Source organism: Tissierella sp. P1, assembly GCF_002266425.1.
Lineage (GTDB): Bacteria > Bacillota > Clostridia > Tissierellales > Tissierellaceae > Tissierella > Tissierella carlieri.
The window spans coordinates 71,367-89,382 of sequence record NZ_NPMN01000014.1 but is presented as its reverse complement, the minus strand read 5'-3'; the positions used below and the strand labels follow the sequence as shown (position 1 = coordinate 89,382).

21 protein-coding genes and 2 pseudogenes are annotated in these 18,016 nt (G+C 32.6%); 1 reads left to right on the top strand and 22 read right to left on the bottom strand.

Features of this window, described 5'->3' with window-relative positions; translation table 11 throughout:
• Nucleotides 1–15: 15 nt before the first annotated feature.
• The 11 genes and pseudogenes from CIW83_RS23705 to CIW83_RS11505 form a co-directional block, all read right to left on the bottom strand.
• A pseudogene (locus tag CIW83_RS23705) lies at nucleotides 16–599 on the bottom strand (DUF3841 domain-containing protein).
• A gap of 299 nt (nucleotides 600–898) precedes the next feature.
• Nucleotides 899–1,354 carry a hypothetical protein gene (locus CIW83_RS11545; RefSeq protein WP_094901305.1) on the bottom strand — a complete coding sequence of 152 codons (456 nt, stop codon included), beginning with the start codon at nucleotides 1,352–1,354 and terminating at the stop codon, nucleotides 899–901.
• Nucleotides 1,355–1,749: 395 nt separating this feature from the next.
• Complete coding sequence (locus tag CIW83_RS11540) at nucleotides 1,750–2,325, bottom strand: DUF3841 domain-containing protein (protein ID WP_094901303.1); 576 nt, start codon at nucleotides 2,323–2,325, stop codon at nucleotides 1,750–1,752.
• Nucleotides 2,301–2,447: a DUF3841 domain-containing protein gene (locus CIW83_RS24885; RefSeq protein WP_369819393.1), complete on the bottom strand. Its 147-nt coding sequence runs from the start codon at nucleotides 2,445–2,447 to the stop codon at nucleotides 2,301–2,303. Before CIW83_RS24885 ends, CIW83_RS11540 begins: the two co-directional genes overlap by 25 nt.
• A gap of 20 nt (nucleotides 2,448–2,467) precedes the next feature.
• Nucleotides 2,468–2,860 (bottom strand): DUF3841 domain-containing protein, encoded by a 393-nt coding sequence (locus tag CIW83_RS11535; protein WP_201259829.1) that lies wholly within the window; start codon nucleotides 2,858–2,860, stop codon nucleotides 2,468–2,470.
• Between the two features lie 145 nt (nucleotides 2,861–3,005).
• A complete protein-coding gene (locus CIW83_RS24880; RefSeq protein ID WP_143598556.1) occupies nucleotides 3,006–3,719 on the bottom strand; it encodes a glycine/betaine/sarcosine/D-proline family reductase selenoprotein B in 714 nt (237 codons plus the stop codon).
• A 243-nt stretch (nucleotides 3,720–3,962) separates the two neighbouring features.
• Nucleotides 3,963–5,018: pseudogene (locus CIW83_RS24875) on the bottom strand (glycine/sarcosine/betaine reductase component B subunit); the annotation flags it as partial.
• 114 nt (nucleotides 5,019–5,132) lie between these two features.
• Nucleotides 5,133–5,894, bottom strand: coding sequence for a 4Fe-4S double cluster binding domain-containing protein (locus CIW83_RS11525; RefSeq protein WP_094901300.1), 762 nt, complete (start codon nucleotides 5,892–5,894; stop codon nucleotides 5,133–5,135).
• 58 nt (nucleotides 5,895–5,952) lie between these two features.
• Nucleotides 5,953–6,873, bottom strand: coding sequence for a DMT family transporter (locus CIW83_RS11520; RefSeq protein ID WP_201259826.1), 921 nt, complete (start codon nucleotides 6,871–6,873; stop codon nucleotides 5,953–5,955).
• Between the two features lie 452 nt (nucleotides 6,874–7,325).
• A complete protein-coding gene (locus CIW83_RS24870; RefSeq protein WP_201259825.1) occupies nucleotides 7,326–7,493 on the bottom strand; it encodes a DUF3841 domain-containing protein in 168 nt (55 codons plus the stop codon).
• A gap of 243 nt (nucleotides 7,494–7,736) precedes the next feature.
• Nucleotides 7,737–8,393 carry a B3/4 domain-containing protein gene (locus CIW83_RS11505; RefSeq protein ID WP_094901296.1) on the bottom strand — a complete coding sequence of 219 codons (657 nt, stop codon included), beginning with the start codon at nucleotides 8,391–8,393 and terminating at the stop codon, nucleotides 7,737–7,739.
• A gap of 150 nt (nucleotides 8,394–8,543) precedes the next feature.
• On the opposite strand from CIW83_RS11505, the gene CIW83_RS11500 reads away from it, so the two are divergent.
• On the top strand, nucleotides 8,544–9,428 hold the full coding sequence (locus tag CIW83_RS11500; RefSeq protein ID WP_094901294.1) for a LysR family transcriptional regulator: 885 nt from the start codon (nucleotides 8,544–8,546) through the stop codon (nucleotides 9,426–9,428).
• A gap of 226 nt (nucleotides 9,429–9,654) precedes the next feature.
• On the opposite strand, the gene CIW83_RS22935 is transcribed toward CIW83_RS11500, so the two are convergent.
• From CIW83_RS22935 to CIW83_RS11455, 11 genes are all read right to left on the bottom strand, one after another.
• A complete protein-coding gene (locus CIW83_RS22935) occupies nucleotides 9,655–10,098 on the bottom strand; it encodes an HAD-IA family hydrolase (RefSeq protein WP_255374398.1) in 444 nt (147 codons plus the stop codon).
• A gap of 54 nt (nucleotides 10,099–10,152) precedes the next feature.
• A complete protein-coding gene (locus CIW83_RS22930) occupies nucleotides 10,153–10,389 on the bottom strand; it encodes a hypothetical protein (RefSeq protein WP_201259824.1) in 237 nt (78 codons plus the stop codon).
• A 181-nt stretch (nucleotides 10,390–10,570) separates the two neighbouring features.
• Nucleotides 10,571–11,323, bottom strand: coding sequence for a serine hydrolase (locus CIW83_RS11490; RefSeq protein WP_255374389.1), 753 nt, complete (start codon nucleotides 11,321–11,323; stop codon nucleotides 10,571–10,573).
• Complete coding sequence (locus tag CIW83_RS24365) at nucleotides 11,299–11,550, bottom strand: serine hydrolase (RefSeq protein WP_255374387.1); 252 nt, start codon at nucleotides 11,548–11,550, stop codon at nucleotides 11,299–11,301. Before CIW83_RS24365 ends, CIW83_RS11490 begins: the two co-directional genes overlap by 25 nt.
• A gap of 75 nt (nucleotides 11,551–11,625) precedes the next feature.
• Nucleotides 11,626–12,459: a MerR family transcriptional regulator gene (locus CIW83_RS11485; protein ID WP_094901292.1), complete on the bottom strand. Its 834-nt coding sequence runs from the start codon at nucleotides 12,457–12,459 to the stop codon at nucleotides 11,626–11,628.
• A gap of 323 nt (nucleotides 12,460–12,782) precedes the next feature.
• Complete coding sequence (locus tag CIW83_RS11480; protein ID WP_094901290.1) at nucleotides 12,783–13,340, bottom strand: DUF3795 domain-containing protein; 558 nt, start codon at nucleotides 13,338–13,340, stop codon at nucleotides 12,783–12,785.
• Between the two features lie 538 nt (nucleotides 13,341–13,878).
• Nucleotides 13,879–14,601 carry a Cache 3/Cache 2 fusion domain-containing protein gene (locus tag CIW83_RS11475; protein WP_158220103.1) on the bottom strand — a complete coding sequence of 241 codons (723 nt, stop codon included), beginning with the start codon at nucleotides 14,599–14,601 and terminating at the stop codon, nucleotides 13,879–13,881.
• Nucleotides 14,602–14,666: 65 nt separating this feature from the next.
• Nucleotides 14,667–15,047 carry a hypothetical protein gene (locus CIW83_RS11470; protein ID WP_094901286.1) on the bottom strand — a complete coding sequence of 127 codons (381 nt, stop codon included), beginning with the start codon at nucleotides 15,045–15,047 and terminating at the stop codon, nucleotides 14,667–14,669.
• A 10-nt stretch (nucleotides 15,048–15,057) separates the two neighbouring features.
• Nucleotides 15,058–15,618, bottom strand: a complete 561-nt coding sequence (locus tag CIW83_RS11465; RefSeq protein ID WP_201259823.1) for a hypothetical protein — start codon at nucleotides 15,616–15,618, stop codon at nucleotides 15,058–15,060.
• 387 nt (nucleotides 15,619–16,005) lie between these two features.
• A complete protein-coding gene (locus CIW83_RS11460; RefSeq protein ID WP_094901284.1) occupies nucleotides 16,006–16,953 on the bottom strand; it encodes an ATP-binding cassette domain-containing protein in 948 nt (315 codons plus the stop codon).
• A 3-nt stretch (nucleotides 16,954–16,956) separates the two neighbouring features.
• A complete protein-coding gene (locus CIW83_RS11455; protein WP_094901282.1) occupies nucleotides 16,957–18,003 on the bottom strand; it encodes an ABC transporter ATP-binding protein in 1,047 nt (348 codons plus the stop codon).
• Nucleotides 18,004–18,016 lie beyond the last annotated feature (13 nt).

The following is an 18,016-nucleotide window of genomic DNA, read 5'->3' as shown; positions in this document are numbered from 1 at the left end:
TTTTACATTCATCACTTATCTATGTATAATATCTACTACCCATTCTCTTTTTATCTCCCATATAGTTGCCTGTGACAATGTACTTTTCTCATCAAATGGCTCAAATAACCTTTCCCAACTTTTGATTATCTTATTTTTAAGTAATGGATAGAAATTACCCTTATCACTCATAATTAGAGAAGACTCATCACTTATACCAAATTTCTTCAACTCTTTATTGTGTATTTCTTCATCCTCTGGATCAATGGGTAAATAAAAATAATTCACTACATATCCCCATTTATTCACATCAGTATAGATAACATCTTTTCTATCTACTTCTATCTCCAGAATAATAGTATCCTCTGTAGCTGTAACATCATCTCTGAAGATGTGGAAAGCCAAATAGGGTATATTGCACCTTCTGGTCTAGGCACTATTTTAGCTGCATTCCTTCCATACCATTCATATAGATTTAAGTAATAATTTGATATGGTATCCATCTTTTCTAAAATATACTCCTTCTTAACCCTGTAAACACCATATTTCTCCAATTCATCAAGAACATTCTTATGCTGTCTTGTCCAAAGTTTTACTTTATCATTAGGATTAGTTACCATAACTTTACACCTCTCTTATTCAAAATAAGCACATGGTCCTATAGAACATCTTCCACAGGAATCACATTGCCCTAAGTCTGTATAAAGGCTATCTGTATATAAACATTTTTTATAACAAACCTTTCTATTTAGTGCATCAATAGATAAAGAATTAGTAGGGCAGTTGTCTACACATTCTAAACAAGAACCACTTAAATAATATAAACAACGTGGACTAGTTGAAGATACACTGTTACTTGGCTCTATATCTATATCTAAAAATACAGTTCCTATTCTTCCTGCACACCCTTTGTCTGTAATTAATAGAGAGTTCCCCCAAGACCAGCTATATAGGCTGCTGACTTATGAGACCATGGTGCTTTTAATAAATCTTTATCGAAACCTTGAGTAGCTTGTATTGTAGCACCCTCAACATTAAAACCCTTTAAATATTCAACTAATCTATTGGTTAAATCATTTATTAATTCATTACCCTCATAGTAAGTGTTAGCCCATATATATGAAACTTCTGTGTTGTCTTCTAAAATATTACTTTCTACTACTTTCTTTGTAAAGGGAATAAAAAATGAAACTAATGTCCTACAAGAGGGCAGAACATCTGTTGGATATAAATGATGTGAACCAATAATATCTTTAATATTTTCATATCGTTCATCTTTTTCACTACTAAAACCTATTAGAGTTTTTCTAAAAAAGCCATCTTTATTATGAGATAATACATAATCAGTAATAAATTCTCCAATTATTTCTTTCAAAATATCCCTCCCAATTAAGAATACATAATAAAAACAAGTGTTATTATACTAATAATCTGTTATTTCTATATTGATAGATAATAATCTAATTTATTAATATTAAAACACTTAACCTTATTAATTTATATAATATCATAATCGCAATTATACAACAATCATGATTATTGATGAGTTTTATAATTATTTTATTGATGTAGAAAAATCTAAGCTTATATAACTATAATTAAGTTGTAATTTTAAATAATGTATATAATTTTATCTTTTTATTGGATTTAGACATATACTCTAAATGGCAGTCTCAATTTTTATTAAAACTGCCATTATAAATTTAATCCAATAAATCATTTTACACTACAATATTTAATATTTGTTAGAGTTATTTTAAATATATAAAGCTACACAATCCATTCTTTCTTTAGTCGCCATAATCCTACCTGCACACTTCTTACACCTTTGAGGTTTCCTTGCTTTATGTTTTCATGATGACGAAACAACCTTTTCCAACTATCCTGCACCTGACGTTTTAAATCGGGATAAAAGTTTGTAAGAATTATATCACTTTCTTTCCTAATTCCGCATTCAATAACCATCTGTTGAAATTGTGCTTCATCTTCCCCTGTCTCACCAATATATTGTAGACAAAGTATTTTATTCCAGTCATACATATCAAAAAATATGACTTCTTCTATGGGAACATACATTTCCAAAAGCTTACTATCTGCTGACCGCTCAACATTATATAGGTCCTTGAAAGCCCAATAAGGGTATTCTGCACCTTCAGGCTTTGAAACATACTTTTTTGCTTCCATTACAAACCAATCATATGCAGCTACAAAAATCGGAGCACTTTCTTCATATTTATTTAACACATATTTCTTCTTAGCAAAACAAACTCCATCATTTTCAAGAGTATTCACTACGACTTCTGATTGATGAGAATAAAGGATTACCGTATTATCTGTGTTATCCATTCTTTTCTAACCTCCCATATATTACCATACCTTTCATCATTGCCAAGAATAATGGAATCGTCAAACAATCGACTCCAGCTATCAATTATTTTCCTCTTTATCTGAGGATAAAATTGCGACATATATGCTTTAGTGTCGCTACTCACACCATATTGTTCCAAAAGTTGTCGGTGATTTCAGCATCTTGTTTGTCTTTTGGAATATAAGAATAATTGAGAATTGTACCCCACTTATCTATATTAATCATAGTTATTAAGGATGGGTCTAGCTTAAGTTCTAATATTACTGTTCCCGCACTAGGAAGCATAGTTGCCTCCTTTTTAAGAGATACCCATATAGGATATTCTGCATCATATGGCTTTCGGAATGTGTTTGGAGTATTCTTCACCAACCAATCATAAACCTCTAATACCAAATATGCATGTCTATCTAAATCTTTCAAAATATATTCTTTTTTGGCAGTATATCTACCAGTTCTTTCAAGCTCTTTAACAACATTTTCATTCTGTTTCGTCCATATTGTAATTTTATCCATCAGCTTTAACCTTCTTTCATTCACAATATCAGCGAAAGCTATTTTCGAATAACCATAGTATTTTTCTTCTAGTTATCATTTTAAAAACTAAAAAAACACATACTTTTGAATTTATCAATCCTTTAATTACACATATTATCCAATCTTAATATTCAATTGGCAGTGGAATATTTTGACCTGGCTTATCTATGGATACAAGATTAAGCAAAGTCTGTTGTAGTATTTCTTTCTGTTGCAATGGATTATTTGGAGCACCAGCATTTGCTCCAATAGGCACTATAGGTGATACTCCTCTTGGAGCACCACATCGTATAGATATAGCGGGCAAAACAGAAATAATAATTGTAGGGATTCCCAATCCCTCTACTACTCTTTGAATAATAACAGAAGAGCGATGACAGGTTCCTCAGCCTGCAGTAAATACAGCCGCGTCTACTCCATCATTTTTTAGTATATCTGCAATAGCAGGTCCCGTTTCATTAGCCAGTCTTTTAATATCTCCTCCTCCACCCATAAAACCAATATGTCTTGGAGCAACTCTTGCAATAAGATGTTCTTCAACTAATTTTCTCAAAGGATCAAGAGGAAGCATACTGTTTATATCTGCTAAAGCATCAGAATTATCATATCCACCATGACTTACAGTCAAATCAGCAGTAGATGCATCTCCTGGAATAATTCTAAAGCTACTGTCACTGGTTAAAATAAAACGTTTATCAAATTTTAAATGCACCCCAGTTCCTGAAACAAGAGCGATCTTCATCTTAGATAATGGTTTGGTTACTGGTGTCCATACTATAGGAGGCATGGTTGCAGTAGGTATTTCTGACTGAAATGTTCTAGCACCATTATTTCTCATTTTGTCCAGGTTTTTTTCCCTTATATTTGGATCCCAGCGACTTGGTGGAGACGTCACTCTTTCCCCTCCCATGACCGCTTTAAGCATGGCAAGAGCAACTATAGCATCCTCCTCTACCATTGTATTATCTGCAAGAATTCCATTTTCAAGCCCTATATTAGCTTTAGTACAATCAACAAGATTACGAGTATATTTATTACCTGTAATCAGCGGACCAAAATTACCACAAAATGTTGCCCCCACAGCTGGAATTTCACGTTTACCTATAGCCTCAAGGTGTGCAGCAAAATCTATATGATTATTTCCATATCCTTCGGTAGCTACTATAACTCCACTTACATCCATGGAGGCAGCAAGCATTCCCAGACGTTCTGCCACCATATGCTTTTGCTTGTCAATGGCAGGGCTTCCTACAAATGCAACTCCACACAAATCTATATCATCATCCCTTAAAGACATAGTTATCAAAGGATCACGGAAGTAATGTCGACTAGTTTCTTTTGTCGAAGGTCCAACGCAGGTTAGAGCATGAACAGCTCCATCAATTGCCTCTAAAGGAGAAAGCATAATAGGGATATTTCCCATATCAATATTAGAACGTGATCCTGTAATACCACAAGGTTGTAAAGGAAGCAACAGTTTTTCATGCATAGCTCCTTGCCCCATTATTTCCTTCACTAACAAGACCTTAGGCTTATCTGTATTACGAACATATGTGAATTTCTGTTCATCGGTGCCCCCAGAAATAAATTCTTCCTCACTTAATGAAAGGATAGCTGAACGAATATCTTCTGCTATATATTCAGCAGCTTTATGACATGCCAAAGGACCTGAACGTTTCATCCTTTCTCCTGCCTTTATAAGACAATCTATCTTAATGATTATCTCACCTTTATCTATAGACCCAGGTCTATTGAAACGAATTTTATCTGACAGTATTCCCTCACATGATCCTGCTTCGCTGATTTGCTCTCCAGATTCATCCTTACCGCAAATTGCTAACACTACACCAGATAATGTACGAGTCACTCCTTCACCTATGGGAAAGTTCTTTTCCTTAACTGCCAAGGGTTGTACATCAAGAACTGTATTGATATAGGTTTCGTATTCTACAGGAGTTATAATATCTAAAGCCATATCTAATACAATGTTTTGATCAGCATGTATAAAAGATTCCCTGCATAAGTCAGAAGCAATATATAGGATATCTCCTTCTATCTTGGTTTGCTCTGCAAACAAGACTTGGTTAATCTTATAATTCCTCTTAATTAATGAACCTAGATGTTTTTTATCATCCATTTTAAACACTCCTTTTCTATTGAATATAATCATAGAGAACATGAAAACAATCCATTTTTCCGCCTTTATTACCTCAGATTCCTTTAACTATAAGGCAGAATATAGTTTCTTTCACTACTCTATATATGCAAATGGACATATACTGATGCATTTACCACAAGTATCTGCACTCTCAAGCTTTGTTGTTTCTTTCAGCAGTCTTTCATTCTTGTTCAATTCATCTTGACATGCAAATTTATCCATCGTTTCTGCAGATAGTGCCTTTACGGGACATATTTTAAAGCATAATCCACAAGTTCCATTTTTTATATATAAGCATTTGTTTTCCACAGGGACTTTATCAGTCTTTAAAACAGCAGATGTTATTACAGTACAAAATCGACCACTGGAGCCTTTTTCTGTTATTATCAATCTATTTGCACCAAAATCCCCTAACCCTGCTATAACCGCCGCACTTCTATGAGACCACATGGATTTCAGATTCTTAGGATCATACGTATGAGTTGGTTTTATTCCTATCGCTGAGTAGCCTAGATCCGTCAAATAATCAGATACAGCTTCATTAATCACATTAAAATGCCTATTGATTTCTTGATATGCCTCACCCCACAAAGGCGAGCCATCCTTCATTTTTTTAGGTTCTGCTGTTACATCTTTAGTAAAAGGTATAAAATAGCTAATGACACTTTTAGCATCTGATAAAAATTCAAACGGGGTTAAGTGCCACTCTCCTATAATTTTTTTCAACTCATCATATCTTTCATCATCAGCTGAGGAAAAAGAAACCAATGGTTGTCTATACAAATCTGGTCGATTAAGTTCATTTACCTTATCAGATATAATCTTCTCAACCTTCCTCTCCATTATTCCATTCATACATTTTTCATCTCCCATATAATATTGATATTTTTTCACAATTCAATTCATATAAGTATTATGTCTCTATATCTATATCCTCTTTCTCAGTCAGAAATCCATCTGAATAATCTTGTTTTCCTTCTCCCTTTGCAATCAGCAGAATACTGATAATTATTAGGCTACAACCAAATAATTTCAACGGTGATACGGTTTCTTTCAAAATAAGTATACCTAAGATAATACTGGTTATAGGCTCTAAGGTAGAAAGTATAGCTGCTGTTGAAACTCCTGTTAACTTAATACCCTGTTGTAATAGAGGCAATGCTCCAAGGGATGTAAAAAAGGATACAAATGCGCATAAAATCCAAGCCTTAGGCGTGAGAGAAAAGTTCAAGTTTCCTGTATATAGTCCGAATAAGCCAGATACCACCGCCATAAGTAAATTGAGATAAAGTGTCAGCTTGAAATAGTGAATATGCTTTAGCTGTGCTTTATCTATGCAAATCATGTAGAGAGAATAGGTTACACCAGATAAAAGAGCCAGAGCCATACCCTTCATGCCAAATGATGAGATATGATCCATAAACATGAAGATTCCAATACTACATAAAATCAAGGCACTAATTTTCCAAAGATTCATTTTCTCCTTAAACAAGATTGCACATGCAGCAGAAACTAAAATCGGATATGTAAAGTGTAGTGTAGTAGCTACACTCACTGATATATAGCTATAGGACATATACAGAGAAAGAGATGTAAGAGAAATCCCAAATACTCCTGCAACAAAAATCTCTTTCCAATCCTTACTTATACTTAATGAGATTTTTTTATATTTCAATATAATGAACAGAATAGGTATTGAAAGCAGTCCTCTGAAAAAAGTAGCTGTTATTCCATTAGCTCCTCCATCAAAGGCAGCTCTTGCTAAGATAGGGGTGAATCCATAAATTATTGCAGATAACATTGAAGATATAATACCCATTGATTTATTACTCACAATTAAACACATCCTTTGCCATATTGAATCTCAGCTGATTCAATGCTGTCCTATCATACATTATTTGATACCAGTATATAAGAAACGATATATAGTGTTATATAATACTTGTTATATTAAGTAAATTTACACTTTCTTAAGTTTATATTAAGTATTACTTGAATATAAAAAATGGGACTTATGTATATAACTAAATTCAAAGTTTTTAAATCAGTGGAACTTGGTATTTTTTCCGCTACCGTGGATTCTAAGAATATGTTAAAATTTTCGGTTCTTCAAAATCTAGAAAGCAGTGTCCGTATATATCATATTCCTAAAAAAATGGCAGCTTCAATTATTGCGAAAACTGCCGTTACAAACCCAATCTAATAAATTATCTAACACTATGATGTTTAATCTTTGTTATAGCTATTTTAATTAAATAAAGCTTACACAATCCATTCTTTCTTTAATTACCATAATCCTACCTGCACACTTCTTACATCTTCGAGGTTTCCTTGTTTTATGTTTTCATGATGACGAAACAATCTTTTCCAACTGTCAATTATTTTTCTCTTTATCTGAGGATAAAATTGCAACATATATGCTTTAGTGCCACTACTTACACCATATTGTTCCAAAATACTAGATACCTTTTACAAACAAAACAATATGCTCCTCATCGACTTATGATAGATCTAAATTACTAAAGCAAGTGCATCAGAATTTTGGGTTTATGCTGGACGTAATGAATCAGGGTTCCTTCGCTCTACAAATAAGCCTTCATTTTTTTGATTAATGAACATAGATGTTTCTTATCATCCATTTTACCGTTCTTTTAAAGTAAGTAAAGATAATCTAATTGTTTTACTGATGCTTTTGATTTAAATAATTAGCTTTTCCACCTTAATTACTCCACAATAATTTGTCAGATATGATGAAAGTTTTTCCATCCAATAGTCGAGCTCATCAGCACCATCAAAGGAATAGATAACTGTAATTATATCTCGTTCTCCTAGTTGTATCATAGCTCTACGGTTATCACTACTAGGATTTCCAAAAGCGCCTAACGCATCATATAGAGTAGGAAAGTATTCAATATTTACATTATCTTTTCCTATACCAGCATAATGAGAACCATTTTCTGCACGTCTAAGTTCTATATCTCCTTTGAGTTGCTTTGTATCGTATGATCCAATGGAATATCCAGAAGTAATTGAGATAAGGTTGTTTACATCTACAATATTATTAATATGGTATAACCCTTTTCCTTTAACTATACGGCGAAGCATAGCTTCAGCAGCATTACGGTATTCTTGGGGAGATTTACCCAGAGCTTTATATGCCTGACGTGTTGAAATAATGTGGGGATTTTTTGCGATTTCCTCTATTGAATATTCTCGAGATAATGTAGCTACTGTAATTTCAAATAATTCAAGAAATTCTTGACTACTTGATTCAACCATTGCCCTATAAGATAAAACACCTAGTGCCGTTCTTGGCGAAAGCGAATACACCTCATCTGAAATAGAAATTTTCATTTTATATCATCCTCTTTCTTACTTCTATCCTAATTTATAATAATATCTTGTTATATTATTGATAATATTATATAATCTTTTTTATATTAAGTAAATTTACATTTATTTAAGTATGCTTTAAGTATTACTTAAATATAGAAAGGAGATTCTATGGATATCACTAAATGTAAAGTTTTTCTAAAATCAGTAGAACTTGGTAGTCTTTCTAAAGCAGCATCAGTATTAGGATATACCACATCAGGAGTAAGTCAGTTAATAAGTTCATTTGAAAAGGATATGGGATTTCCTTTGCTTACAAGGAGTAATAAGGGCGTAAAACCCACAGACAATGCTTTAAAAATTATACCTATTTTGAGAGAAATATTAATACAAGAAGAAAAACTTAATCAAATTAGCGCAGAAATTAAAGGATTAGCTATTGGTAATATTACTATTGGAGCTTATTCAAGTATTGCGACCCATTGGTTACCATCTGTCATAAAAGGTTTTCAAGAAATTTATCCTCAAATAGAAATACGACTCATGGAAGGTATACGTCAAGAGGTAGAAAGCTGGCTTTCTGATAAGAGAACGGATATTGCTTTTTTTACTTATAAGGATCCGATGCCTTATGATTGGATACCTCTTGCAGAAGATCCTATGCTGGCAATTTTGCCAAAAAGTCACCCCCTTGCAAAGAAATTAGTATATCCGCTTCAAAACTGTCAATATGAGCGATTTATTATGCCAGCCCTTGGACGAGATGATGATGTTGCAGAACTACTCAGAAAAAACAATTTAACTCCAAACATTTCCTTTTCTACTTTAGAAAATTTTGCTGCATTAGCAATGATTGAACAGGGAATGGGCATGAGTATCATGAATGAATTGATTACAAAAAGATGGCAGTGTGATGTGGTAAAGCTTCCACTTGACCCTCCCCAACAAATTACACTTGGAATCGCTATTCCATCATTAAAGATGTCACCTCCTGCTGTCAAAAAATTTGTTAAATATGCTAGAAATCTCTTAGTTCATGAAAAAACCCAGCTATAAAGAAGATATTCTCAAAGCTAGGTTAATTTTATAATAAGTCTATTTGATTTTTGATTGATTTCTACTTATGCTCTTGGAGATTCTTGACATAAGTAGTATATCTGCTTATTTCGTTATCATTGTCACAACCTCTGTATGCCCTAAGCCGATAATAAAGATGTCATAGGGGAGCAGTACCTCCTATTGATTATATCTTACTATAATCGTGTAAGATTATTCAAGATGATTAGGGGGTTAAATAGTATTTTAAATTTTTAAGATCTTTAATTACTACATAATCTTTTTCTATACTTAACAATTTCTGTGTTAAATATTGTAAGTTATTTCTACATAGCAATACTCCATTAATTCCAAGTTTCATAGTGCCTCTGCAATTAATAAGGTTATCATCTATAAATACTGCTTCTTCTGGTAAAATCATAAGTTCCTCTATCGCTTTTAAATACATTTCTTTATTTGGCTTTGTTGTTCCTAAAACTGAAGAAATTACAAATGAATCAAAATAACTATATAAACCTTTACTTTCATATACATCTTTTAAAGATGGCCATGCATCTGAAACTATTGCTAACTTATATTTCATCTTTAGCTCTGGAATTATCATTAATGCATCATCATAAAATATATACTTATCCATATTGTAAACTAAGTCCGCTGCTAAACAATTTATTTGTTTTTCCTTTAATTCTAGTTCAGGAAGGTTATCAGAAAAAATCTCATAATATTATTTAAAATGTGTATACTCATCCTCTTTCGTTTGAATTAGATTTCGTGCATTAATATACTTCCCTGCTTTATTAAATGCACTTTTTATTTTTTTATTATTTATAGCATTGTATTTTTTATTGTCCACATACTCAAAAAATCTGGGTGAAATAAACCAATGTCCTGTTCTTGGCTGATTTAAAACACGACCTGAATCAAATAAAATAGCTTTAATATTTGCTTTTTTACTTATCATATTAACTCCCACCTTTTTAGATATCAATAAAACAAACTATGCTAAACTAATTCTAACATACTACATTTCTGTATTTATTTAATCCTGAAAGACTACTAATCTTCGGCTATTTTTTGATACAACACATTTCCTTTTACAAGCCATCAGCACCAGTCCAGAATTATTTATTGATTCACTATTCTCAATCCTCAAATATTGGTTCAATATACTCTTTAATAAGTTCTATTCTATCCTTGACCTTTGGCATAAAAAGAGAGGCAATAGCAATTACCATTTTTTTCTTTGTATTGACATAAATAATATTTCCTCCATCTCCCATAGCTGCATAGCCATGCTCTCCATCATTACCAACCCACCACAAATATCCATATGGCAGATTGAGTTTTTCCCATAGGCTATGTTCCTTTGTACTCTCGTCTATCCATCTTGTAGATACAATTTCTTTTCCATTCCACATTCCGCCATCTAAGCATAATTGACCTATTTTTGCCATATCCGTAGGAGAGAGAGTAAGACCCCATCCTCCTGTATTTACTCCAGTTGAGTCAGAAACCCAGCCGCTGATATTTTTAGCTTTATTAAATGCCAGCTGTTCCTCTTTACTACGAAAAATCACATTACCCTCAACAGTAATTCCCAATGGCGAGAATAAATTTTCTGTTGCGAAATCAAACACAGATTGTCCGGTTGCTTTTACAAGAATGCCCGACAAAATATCTGGCCCTATGAGGGGAGTGTATCTAAATTTCCCTATCTGCCCCCTACCTCCTAATAAATCAAGCGTAAACTTTACCCAGTCATCACTCGTGAAATACTTTATGTAAGGTGCAAACTTATATTTATACGGAGCTGTCATTGTCAGCAAATTCATAAGTGTAACATTCTGTATTGTTTTTTCTCTTCTTTTAACTATGTAATCTGGGAAAAAATCCAATACTTTCTGGTTGATACTTTTGATGTACCTTTGTCCATGGCAATCCCGATCAATATGGAAATAATACTTTTTGTTACTGAATAAACATGGATTCGGCTAGTAGCAGTGCATTCATTAAAGTAATTTTCATATAGTGTTTTACCGTCTTTTAGTACAACCATACCTGCAATGCTACTATAATCATTGTTTATTTTCTTTTCCAGCTCTGTCATTCTTTCCTGATTCATACAAATTTCTCCTTTACCATTTATCGTCTTTTCTTAGTTCATATTGTGAAAATTGAGTGGTCTTGGCTTCTTGGTCTAAATATTTGACGCTTTCTTTTTAACAGGATAATAAATTTCAGTTATAAGCTCACTTTCTTTTGAAACTTGAGTGGGATCAGTTACATATACTTCATAAAGGGCGTTGTTACATTCATATCCTTCTTTTTCTGCCCATTCTCGTTGTTTAGTGTATACAGAAGATAGATTAGAATAAGAGCCATACAGAACTGTTTTTAAGCATAGTCCTGGGTAAAAATCTCTTGTACCTGTAACATACTCTTTTACCGGAATAGCAAATTCAGTATCTAAACCAAATGGACTAAATTCTGCACTGTGAAAAAGTACCATTGGTGGAGCAAGTATAGTTAATTTGTCGTCTTGAATTTTCTTAAATAATTTACTAAAGCAATTACCATATTCTTCAGCAAATTCGTATTCATGAACCATTTTTCGGAAGGATAGAAGATACATATTTGGTACTTCTACAAGTTGAACATCAATACTTTCCAGATATGACATAATTGATTTGCCTTGTTTCAAATTTGATATATCATTATTTAATTGGTCTAAAGTTTTTTTAAGTTCCTGTACTTGTTTCTCAATTTCTTTTTTCTTTTTGATAAGTGCTAAGTAAAGTTTCTCGTCCAACAATTCTTCTGATTTGAGGATTGTTTTAATTTCCTCTAAAGAAAAATTATATGATTTTAGGTGGTTAATAAATAACATCGTTTCTAATTGTTCAACAGAATAATATCTATAGCCATTTTCAGGGTTGATTTCAACAGGTAGAATTAACCCTATTTCAGCATAATAGCGAAGCGTCTTTGTAGACACTTTACATATATTTGAAAACTCTCCAATAGATAACATAGATTATCCTCCTTTCAGCATATCCCATACACTTACCTTTATCTTACACCTTACCCTAAGGGTAAAGTCAATATAATAAATAATACTTACTTGGACACAAGGGGACGGTTCTCTTGTGTCATTTGAATCAAGTCAATAGTGAAACTACATATTAATTCTTTTCCAGATAAATCAAAAGGGCAATTTTGATAATACAAAAATTAACACACAAGAACCGTCCCCTTGTGTTCAAAAATAGGCTAAGTCTATAGATCTTAAGAAACCTAAGGCTTAGCCTATTTAATCATTAATCAAATTTGCGTCTTATTTGTCACTGAAATATATTACTTCTTTGCATGCTTTTTATTAAGCTTTAAGACAATATTTTTCTGTTCTGCAACAGTTTGAAAAATTGTTACTGCAACATTTGCTTTTTCTTTTAGCGTTAAGTTTTCATATGCAGTCTTGGAATTGATTTGTTCTATAATGTTTTTCAGATCATGCAAATCTAAAAGGTTTACAGCTATACCAAAAAAGCTTTTTCGACGTCCATCGTTATAGTTTGCGAGCAAATGTTTTAGTATCTCAGCTTTTTCTATTAATTCAGAATTATATTGCTCTGTACCTATCTTCTGCGCTTTTTTCATATCTTTAAGCTGATTGCGGTGGGTAATAAAAGAGTCAAATTCATCTATGCCTTTGTATTTTTCACAGGGATATTCATTGCAAAGATAACAGTATTCAATGTTTCCGTGCTGTAAACTACACCTGGCAATAGCACAACCCTGATTACCTGCACCTCCACCACAACCAGGGCAGTAATTATCCAATTTCATAGTACAAAGTTCGCAATTCAAACCACATAATGAAAACATTAGGTCTTTTCTTTGAAAGTTTTTCATACTTATCCTCCTTACATGGGATATAAGTTCTCTTTATTTTTTATGATAATCACTATGCCATCTATATTTTTCCTGTTTTTAAGCTTCAAGATCACTCCAAAACCACAACATGTTGTAGTTTAACCATCTTATTTCTTCTTGTCACCACAATACGTCATCAGAATTATACTCTCCGCCGTAGAATGTTACCAATCACATTTCGCTACTCTCGTGTTCTTGGACATTCTTGGTATGAGACGTACATCCGCTTCCCCAGGATATGTATTTCATTTCAGTTCATAGAAACCCCTTTCAATTCTTGCAATGTCATATTTTCAATCATTTTTTTATTTATCAATAAAACAGATGATATTATATTGGAAGAAAATCAGAAACCAGATTATTGCATGGTAGGAATGGATTATAATGATAAAAGTTATATAAGCTATCAACAGTAGATATAGTTTATACTAGATTTAAAATTTGCTAACTATTACCTTAATTTATTCTATCCTTTTGCTAAGTCTTGCTCATCTACTTCATCTGAAATTAAAGATAGTTATTCAGGTATATCAAAAAGTTCCTCTGATATATGCGGCTTAGCACTATTTAATTCTCTATCCCTTACTGATGCACTGGCCAATGCAATTAATGAGCCTAGTGATATAGCCCTTAATACAATAATTAATATGTTGATTTTACTCATTCTAGCATCATGTACTTTTATAATATTATCCAATATTCTTGTTGGTGTACCTACAAACAATAACCCTATTATATTATTATTTTTATCTTTTATCGGTCGATAAGCCGTATAATAGCTTTCACCTAGTATTTCTGCCTCTCCTATATATAACTCTCCATTCATTACTGTTTGATATGCATTATGGTCAGTACCTAAGAATGTACCTATGGCTCTTTCGTTTTCCTCAGACATAATATTTGTTGAAATTCTTTTAAAGTCATCGTTAACTTTAACAAAAATAGAAGACTTATCTCCTAAATCTTCTAATACAGTATCTACCACTCCAAATCTACCTTCTATACTGTTACCATTACTATCAAGTAAAGTTCCATCTCCTTGAGTTAATGTACCATAAGAGTTATTGATATATTTCATTGTTAAATTTATATTATTTTCAACATTCTTTTTTAACAATTGATTTTTAATATTATCCATTTCTTTGGTGCTGTATGAAAATCCTAATAAACCTACAATCAAGCTAGCTAACAAGGCTATCATCCCACAATATGCTATTAATTTTGTTTTATTAATCTTCATAAATTGCTCCCTCCGTTTTACCATTTGCACTTCAGACTTTATATAACAAAGATTTAGCTCTCAGACTATTCATTTATCCCTACAAATACCTTCTTAAAGCCCAGCCATGCAAAACATGATATAGCGGCTATTGTACCGAGCCTTCCACCAATACCTGCATATGCACTTCTAGCTGCTATAAACAATATTCCTGTCATTAAAGATATTACAGCCATTTCCAAAAGATTTAATGCATTTTCAACGGAAATCATTCCAGCATAAGAAGAACAGGCTGCAGCTGTTGCCAATACACCACCCATTAAAGGAAAAAAATAGGGAAGCATAAGCCCCGACACCAAAGTTATGATGGCTGAAGCAATAACCGCTCCTCTCTTTAAAATATTGGATACTATATAAGTGGCCATGCCTGCAGCTATTGATATTATTAAAATAATCACTTCCTCCATGTAATACCTCCTAACTAAAAATTCTCATTATTGCTTTCGTAATTATTGTAGACAATGCTGCGGTAGTTCCACCTTTTCCACCGATGCCTGCATAAATTTCCGCAGTAGCTAAAAGAATTAGTCCTACTATCAAACTTCCTAGTGCAGCTGCTGCCATAGAAGGTATTACTGCCAATGAACTCATCCCAACAAAGGATGATGTATATGTTATACCAGCCAAGTCGTTTGGAAGAAATATAGCAGCCATTACACCTACTAATCCATTAGCAATAACTGCTCCGTATCCCATTTTATGATTTATAAACCATGTTAAAGTAACCCCTATAAATGAACATATCAGAACATATAAATTTCTTTTATTAACCCTACTTTTGTCGTCTCTTTCTATCAATTTTCTAAAGTGATCCGCTAAACTTATAGCAAAGAAACATCCAAAAATTATTAAAATTTCTGTCTTATAAAAGTTTTCTTCATTAGCTGCTGTTGAGATAATCAATCCCCCTCCAGTTGCAATAAAAGCTATTAATCCTAATAACCTTGTTCTCGTTTTATCAAATAACTTTCTATTCATTTTATTGCTACCAAAGATTTATAAAAATCTATAATTTGAACATTTTTGTAATGTCTCTATTCCTTGGTAACTCCCTCCCTTTTTATTTGTTTTATATTTTTCAAACATATTTGTTGAATGATTATCAAGTGCAGTTATGCTACATACCTTTAGTTTAATTTATATTCATTTAGAAAGCAATATTGAATTGGATTTACTCAATAGATTTCTATCTTTGCTGTGCTTCATTTACTACTTTAGCGGTCAATTGCACGCAATAAAACTTCAAGCAGCTCCAATAGAACCACTATTAATCATTGAACTCTTTATTTCTAATGAATACACAAAAATACACCTTAGTAAAGATATCTATCTTTCTAAGGTGTATTTAAAATCATTAATATTATTCTATATTGCATCCATTATAGCAATTTCTCTTCTATATTGTTCAAGTTCACGTTGATTTCCATAGATAAAATGTCCTTTAATAATTTCTTCCCAAATTGGTTTATCTACAGAGTAATCATGAACTGACGGATCATAAACAATTAGCTTTTTATTCTTTTCTATTTCTGGATCTGGCTGTGGTACTGCTGATAGTAAAGCTCTTGTATATGGATGTAAAGGATGTCTAAATAATTCTTCAGATTCTGCTAACTCCACTATTCTACCTTTACTTATAACTGCGATTCTATCAGATATAAAACGTACTACAGATAAATCATGAGAAATAAATAAATATGTTAATTCTTTATCTTTTTTAAGTTCATTTAGTAAATTAAGAACCTGTGCACGAATAGAAACATCTAATGCTGATATGGGTTCATCTGCTACTATAAACTCCGGTTCCATAACTAATGCCCTTGCTATACCAATACGTTGCCTTTGACCACCTGAAAATTCATGTGGAAATCGAGAAGCAAACTCTGGCAAAAGACCTACTTCAAGTAATGCTTTTTGAACCTTTTCTGCCCGATCTTTATCATCCTTATATAGACGAAAATTTAATAATCCTTCTGATATTATATATTCAACTTTTGCTCTTTCATTTAGAGAAGCCATAGGATCTTGAAATATCATCTGACATTTTCTGATAACTTCTTCATCTAATTCTTTAGAAATTTTGCCATTTATCTTTTGCCCTTTAAAATAAATCTCACCTGATGATGTTGGATTTAATCTTAATATAGCACGACCTATGGTAGTTTTTCCAGAGCCTGACTCCCCTACTAAGGAAAAAGTTTCACCTTTATAAATATGAAAGTTAACATCATCTACTGCTACAAATTTCTTTTTCCCTTTTCCAAATGTTATCTGCAAATCTTTTAATTCAATTAATTTTTCTCTTTCTGTCATCCTTTAACTCCTCCCTATATTATGGCTATGAGCACGTAATCTTTGAATAGTCTCTGGCTGTTCTATCCTTGGAGATCTTGGATCTAAATACCAAGTTTTTGCCTTGTGAGTCTCGGATACACTAAAGAATGGTGGTTCCTTTACAAAATCTATTGCTAATGCTCTTTTATTACGAGGAGCAAATGCATCACCTTTTATTTCATGGAATAAATTTGGTGGAGTTCCCTCTATAGATGGCAATGCTTCGCCTTTTACAGTTAACTGAGGTAGTGATGACAATAACGCCCAAGTATATGGATGCCATGCATTATAAAATATTTCATTTATAAGTCCATATTCTACTATCTGACCAGCATACATAACTGCTACACGTTCAGCTACATTGGCTACAACGCCTAAATCATGAGTTATATATATAACTGTCATATTGAATTCTCTTTGTAAACTACGAATTAAATCTAATATCTGAGCTTGAATTGTAACATCTAAAGCCGTTGTTGGCTCATCACAAATTAATATTTGGGGAAGACAAGCTACTGCTATGGCAATAACTACACGCTGTCTCATACCACCTGAAAATTCATGTGGATACTGATTATAACGACGTTCTGGATCATCAATTCCTACCTTCTCCAACATATTAATTGCAATCTTTTTAGCATCTTCTCCCCTTAAACCTTGATGCAACTCTATACTTTCCTGAATCTGCTTTCCTACAACCTTTAATGGATTAAGGGAAGTCATAGGATCTTGCATTACCATAGCTATCTCTTTACCTCTAATATTAAGCCATTCTTTCTCTGTCTTATATTTTGAAATATCTTCTCCTTTGTACATAATAGATCCATTGGTAATACTACCATTGGCATCTAACATACCTACAAAAGATTTTGTAAATACGGATTTTCCCGAACCTGATTCTCCTACAATTGCTAATGTTTCACCCTCATATAAATCTAGAGAACAGTTACGGATTGCTTTTAATTTTTGTCCACGTAAACTAAATTGAATCTCAACATCTTTTACGGATAAAATTAGTTTTTTTGCCATTGATTCTTCCTCC

Bases quoted from the DNA above. Each gene is read 5' to 3' on its own strand.
- CIW83_RS11540 (WP_094901303.1), bottom strand. From the start codon at position 2,325: ATGGATAACACAGATAATACGGTAATCCTTTATTCTCATCAATCAGAA.
- CIW83_RS24885 (WP_369819393.1), bottom strand. From the start codon at position 2,447: ATGTCGCAATTTTATCCTCAGATAAAGAGGAAAATAATTGATAGCTGG.
- CIW83_RS11535 (WP_201259829.1), bottom strand. From the start codon at position 2,860: ATGGATAAAATTACAATATGGACGAAACAGAATGAAAATGTTGTTAAA.
- CIW83_RS11525 (WP_094901300.1), bottom strand. From the start codon at position 5,894: ATGAATGGAATAATGGAGAGGAAGGTTGAGAAGATTATATCTGATAAG.
- CIW83_RS11505 (WP_094901296.1), bottom strand. From the start codon at position 8,393: ATGAAAATTTCTATTTCAGATGAGGTGTATTCGCTTTCGCCAAGAACG.
- CIW83_RS11500 (WP_094901294.1), top strand. From the start codon at position 8,544: ATGGATATCACTAAATGTAAAGTTTTTCTAAAATCAGTAGAACTTGGT.
- CIW83_RS22930 (WP_201259824.1), bottom strand. From the start codon at position 10,389: ATGATAAGTAAAAAAGCAAATATTAAAGCTATTTTATTTGATTCAGGT.
- CIW83_RS24365 (WP_255374387.1), bottom strand. From the start codon at position 11,550: ATGAATCAGGAAAGAATGACAGAGCTGGAAAAGAAAATAAACAATGAT.
- CIW83_RS11485 (WP_094901292.1), bottom strand. From the start codon at position 12,459: ATGTTATCTATTGGAGAGTTTTCAAATATATGTAAAGTGTCTACAAAG.
- CIW83_RS11480 (WP_094901290.1), bottom strand. From the start codon at position 13,340: ATGAAAAACTTTCAAAGAAAAGACCTAATGTTTTCATTATGTGGTTTG.
- CIW83_RS11475 (WP_158220103.1), bottom strand. From the start codon at position 14,601: ATGAAGATTAATAAAACAAAATTAATAGCATATTGTGGGATGATAGCC.
- CIW83_RS11470 (WP_094901286.1), bottom strand. From the start codon at position 15,047: ATGGAGGAAGTGATTATTTTAATAATATCAATAGCTGCAGGCATGGCC.
- CIW83_RS11465 (WP_201259823.1), bottom strand. From the start codon at position 15,618: ATGAATAGAAAGTTATTTGATAAAACGAGAACAAGGTTATTAGGATTA.
- CIW83_RS11460 (WP_094901284.1), bottom strand. From the start codon at position 16,953: ATGACAGAAAGAGAAAAATTAATTGAATTAAAAGATTTGCAGATAACA.
- CIW83_RS11455 (WP_094901282.1), bottom strand. From the start codon at position 18,003: ATGGCAAAAAAACTAATTTTATCCGTAAAAGATGTTGAGATTCAATTT.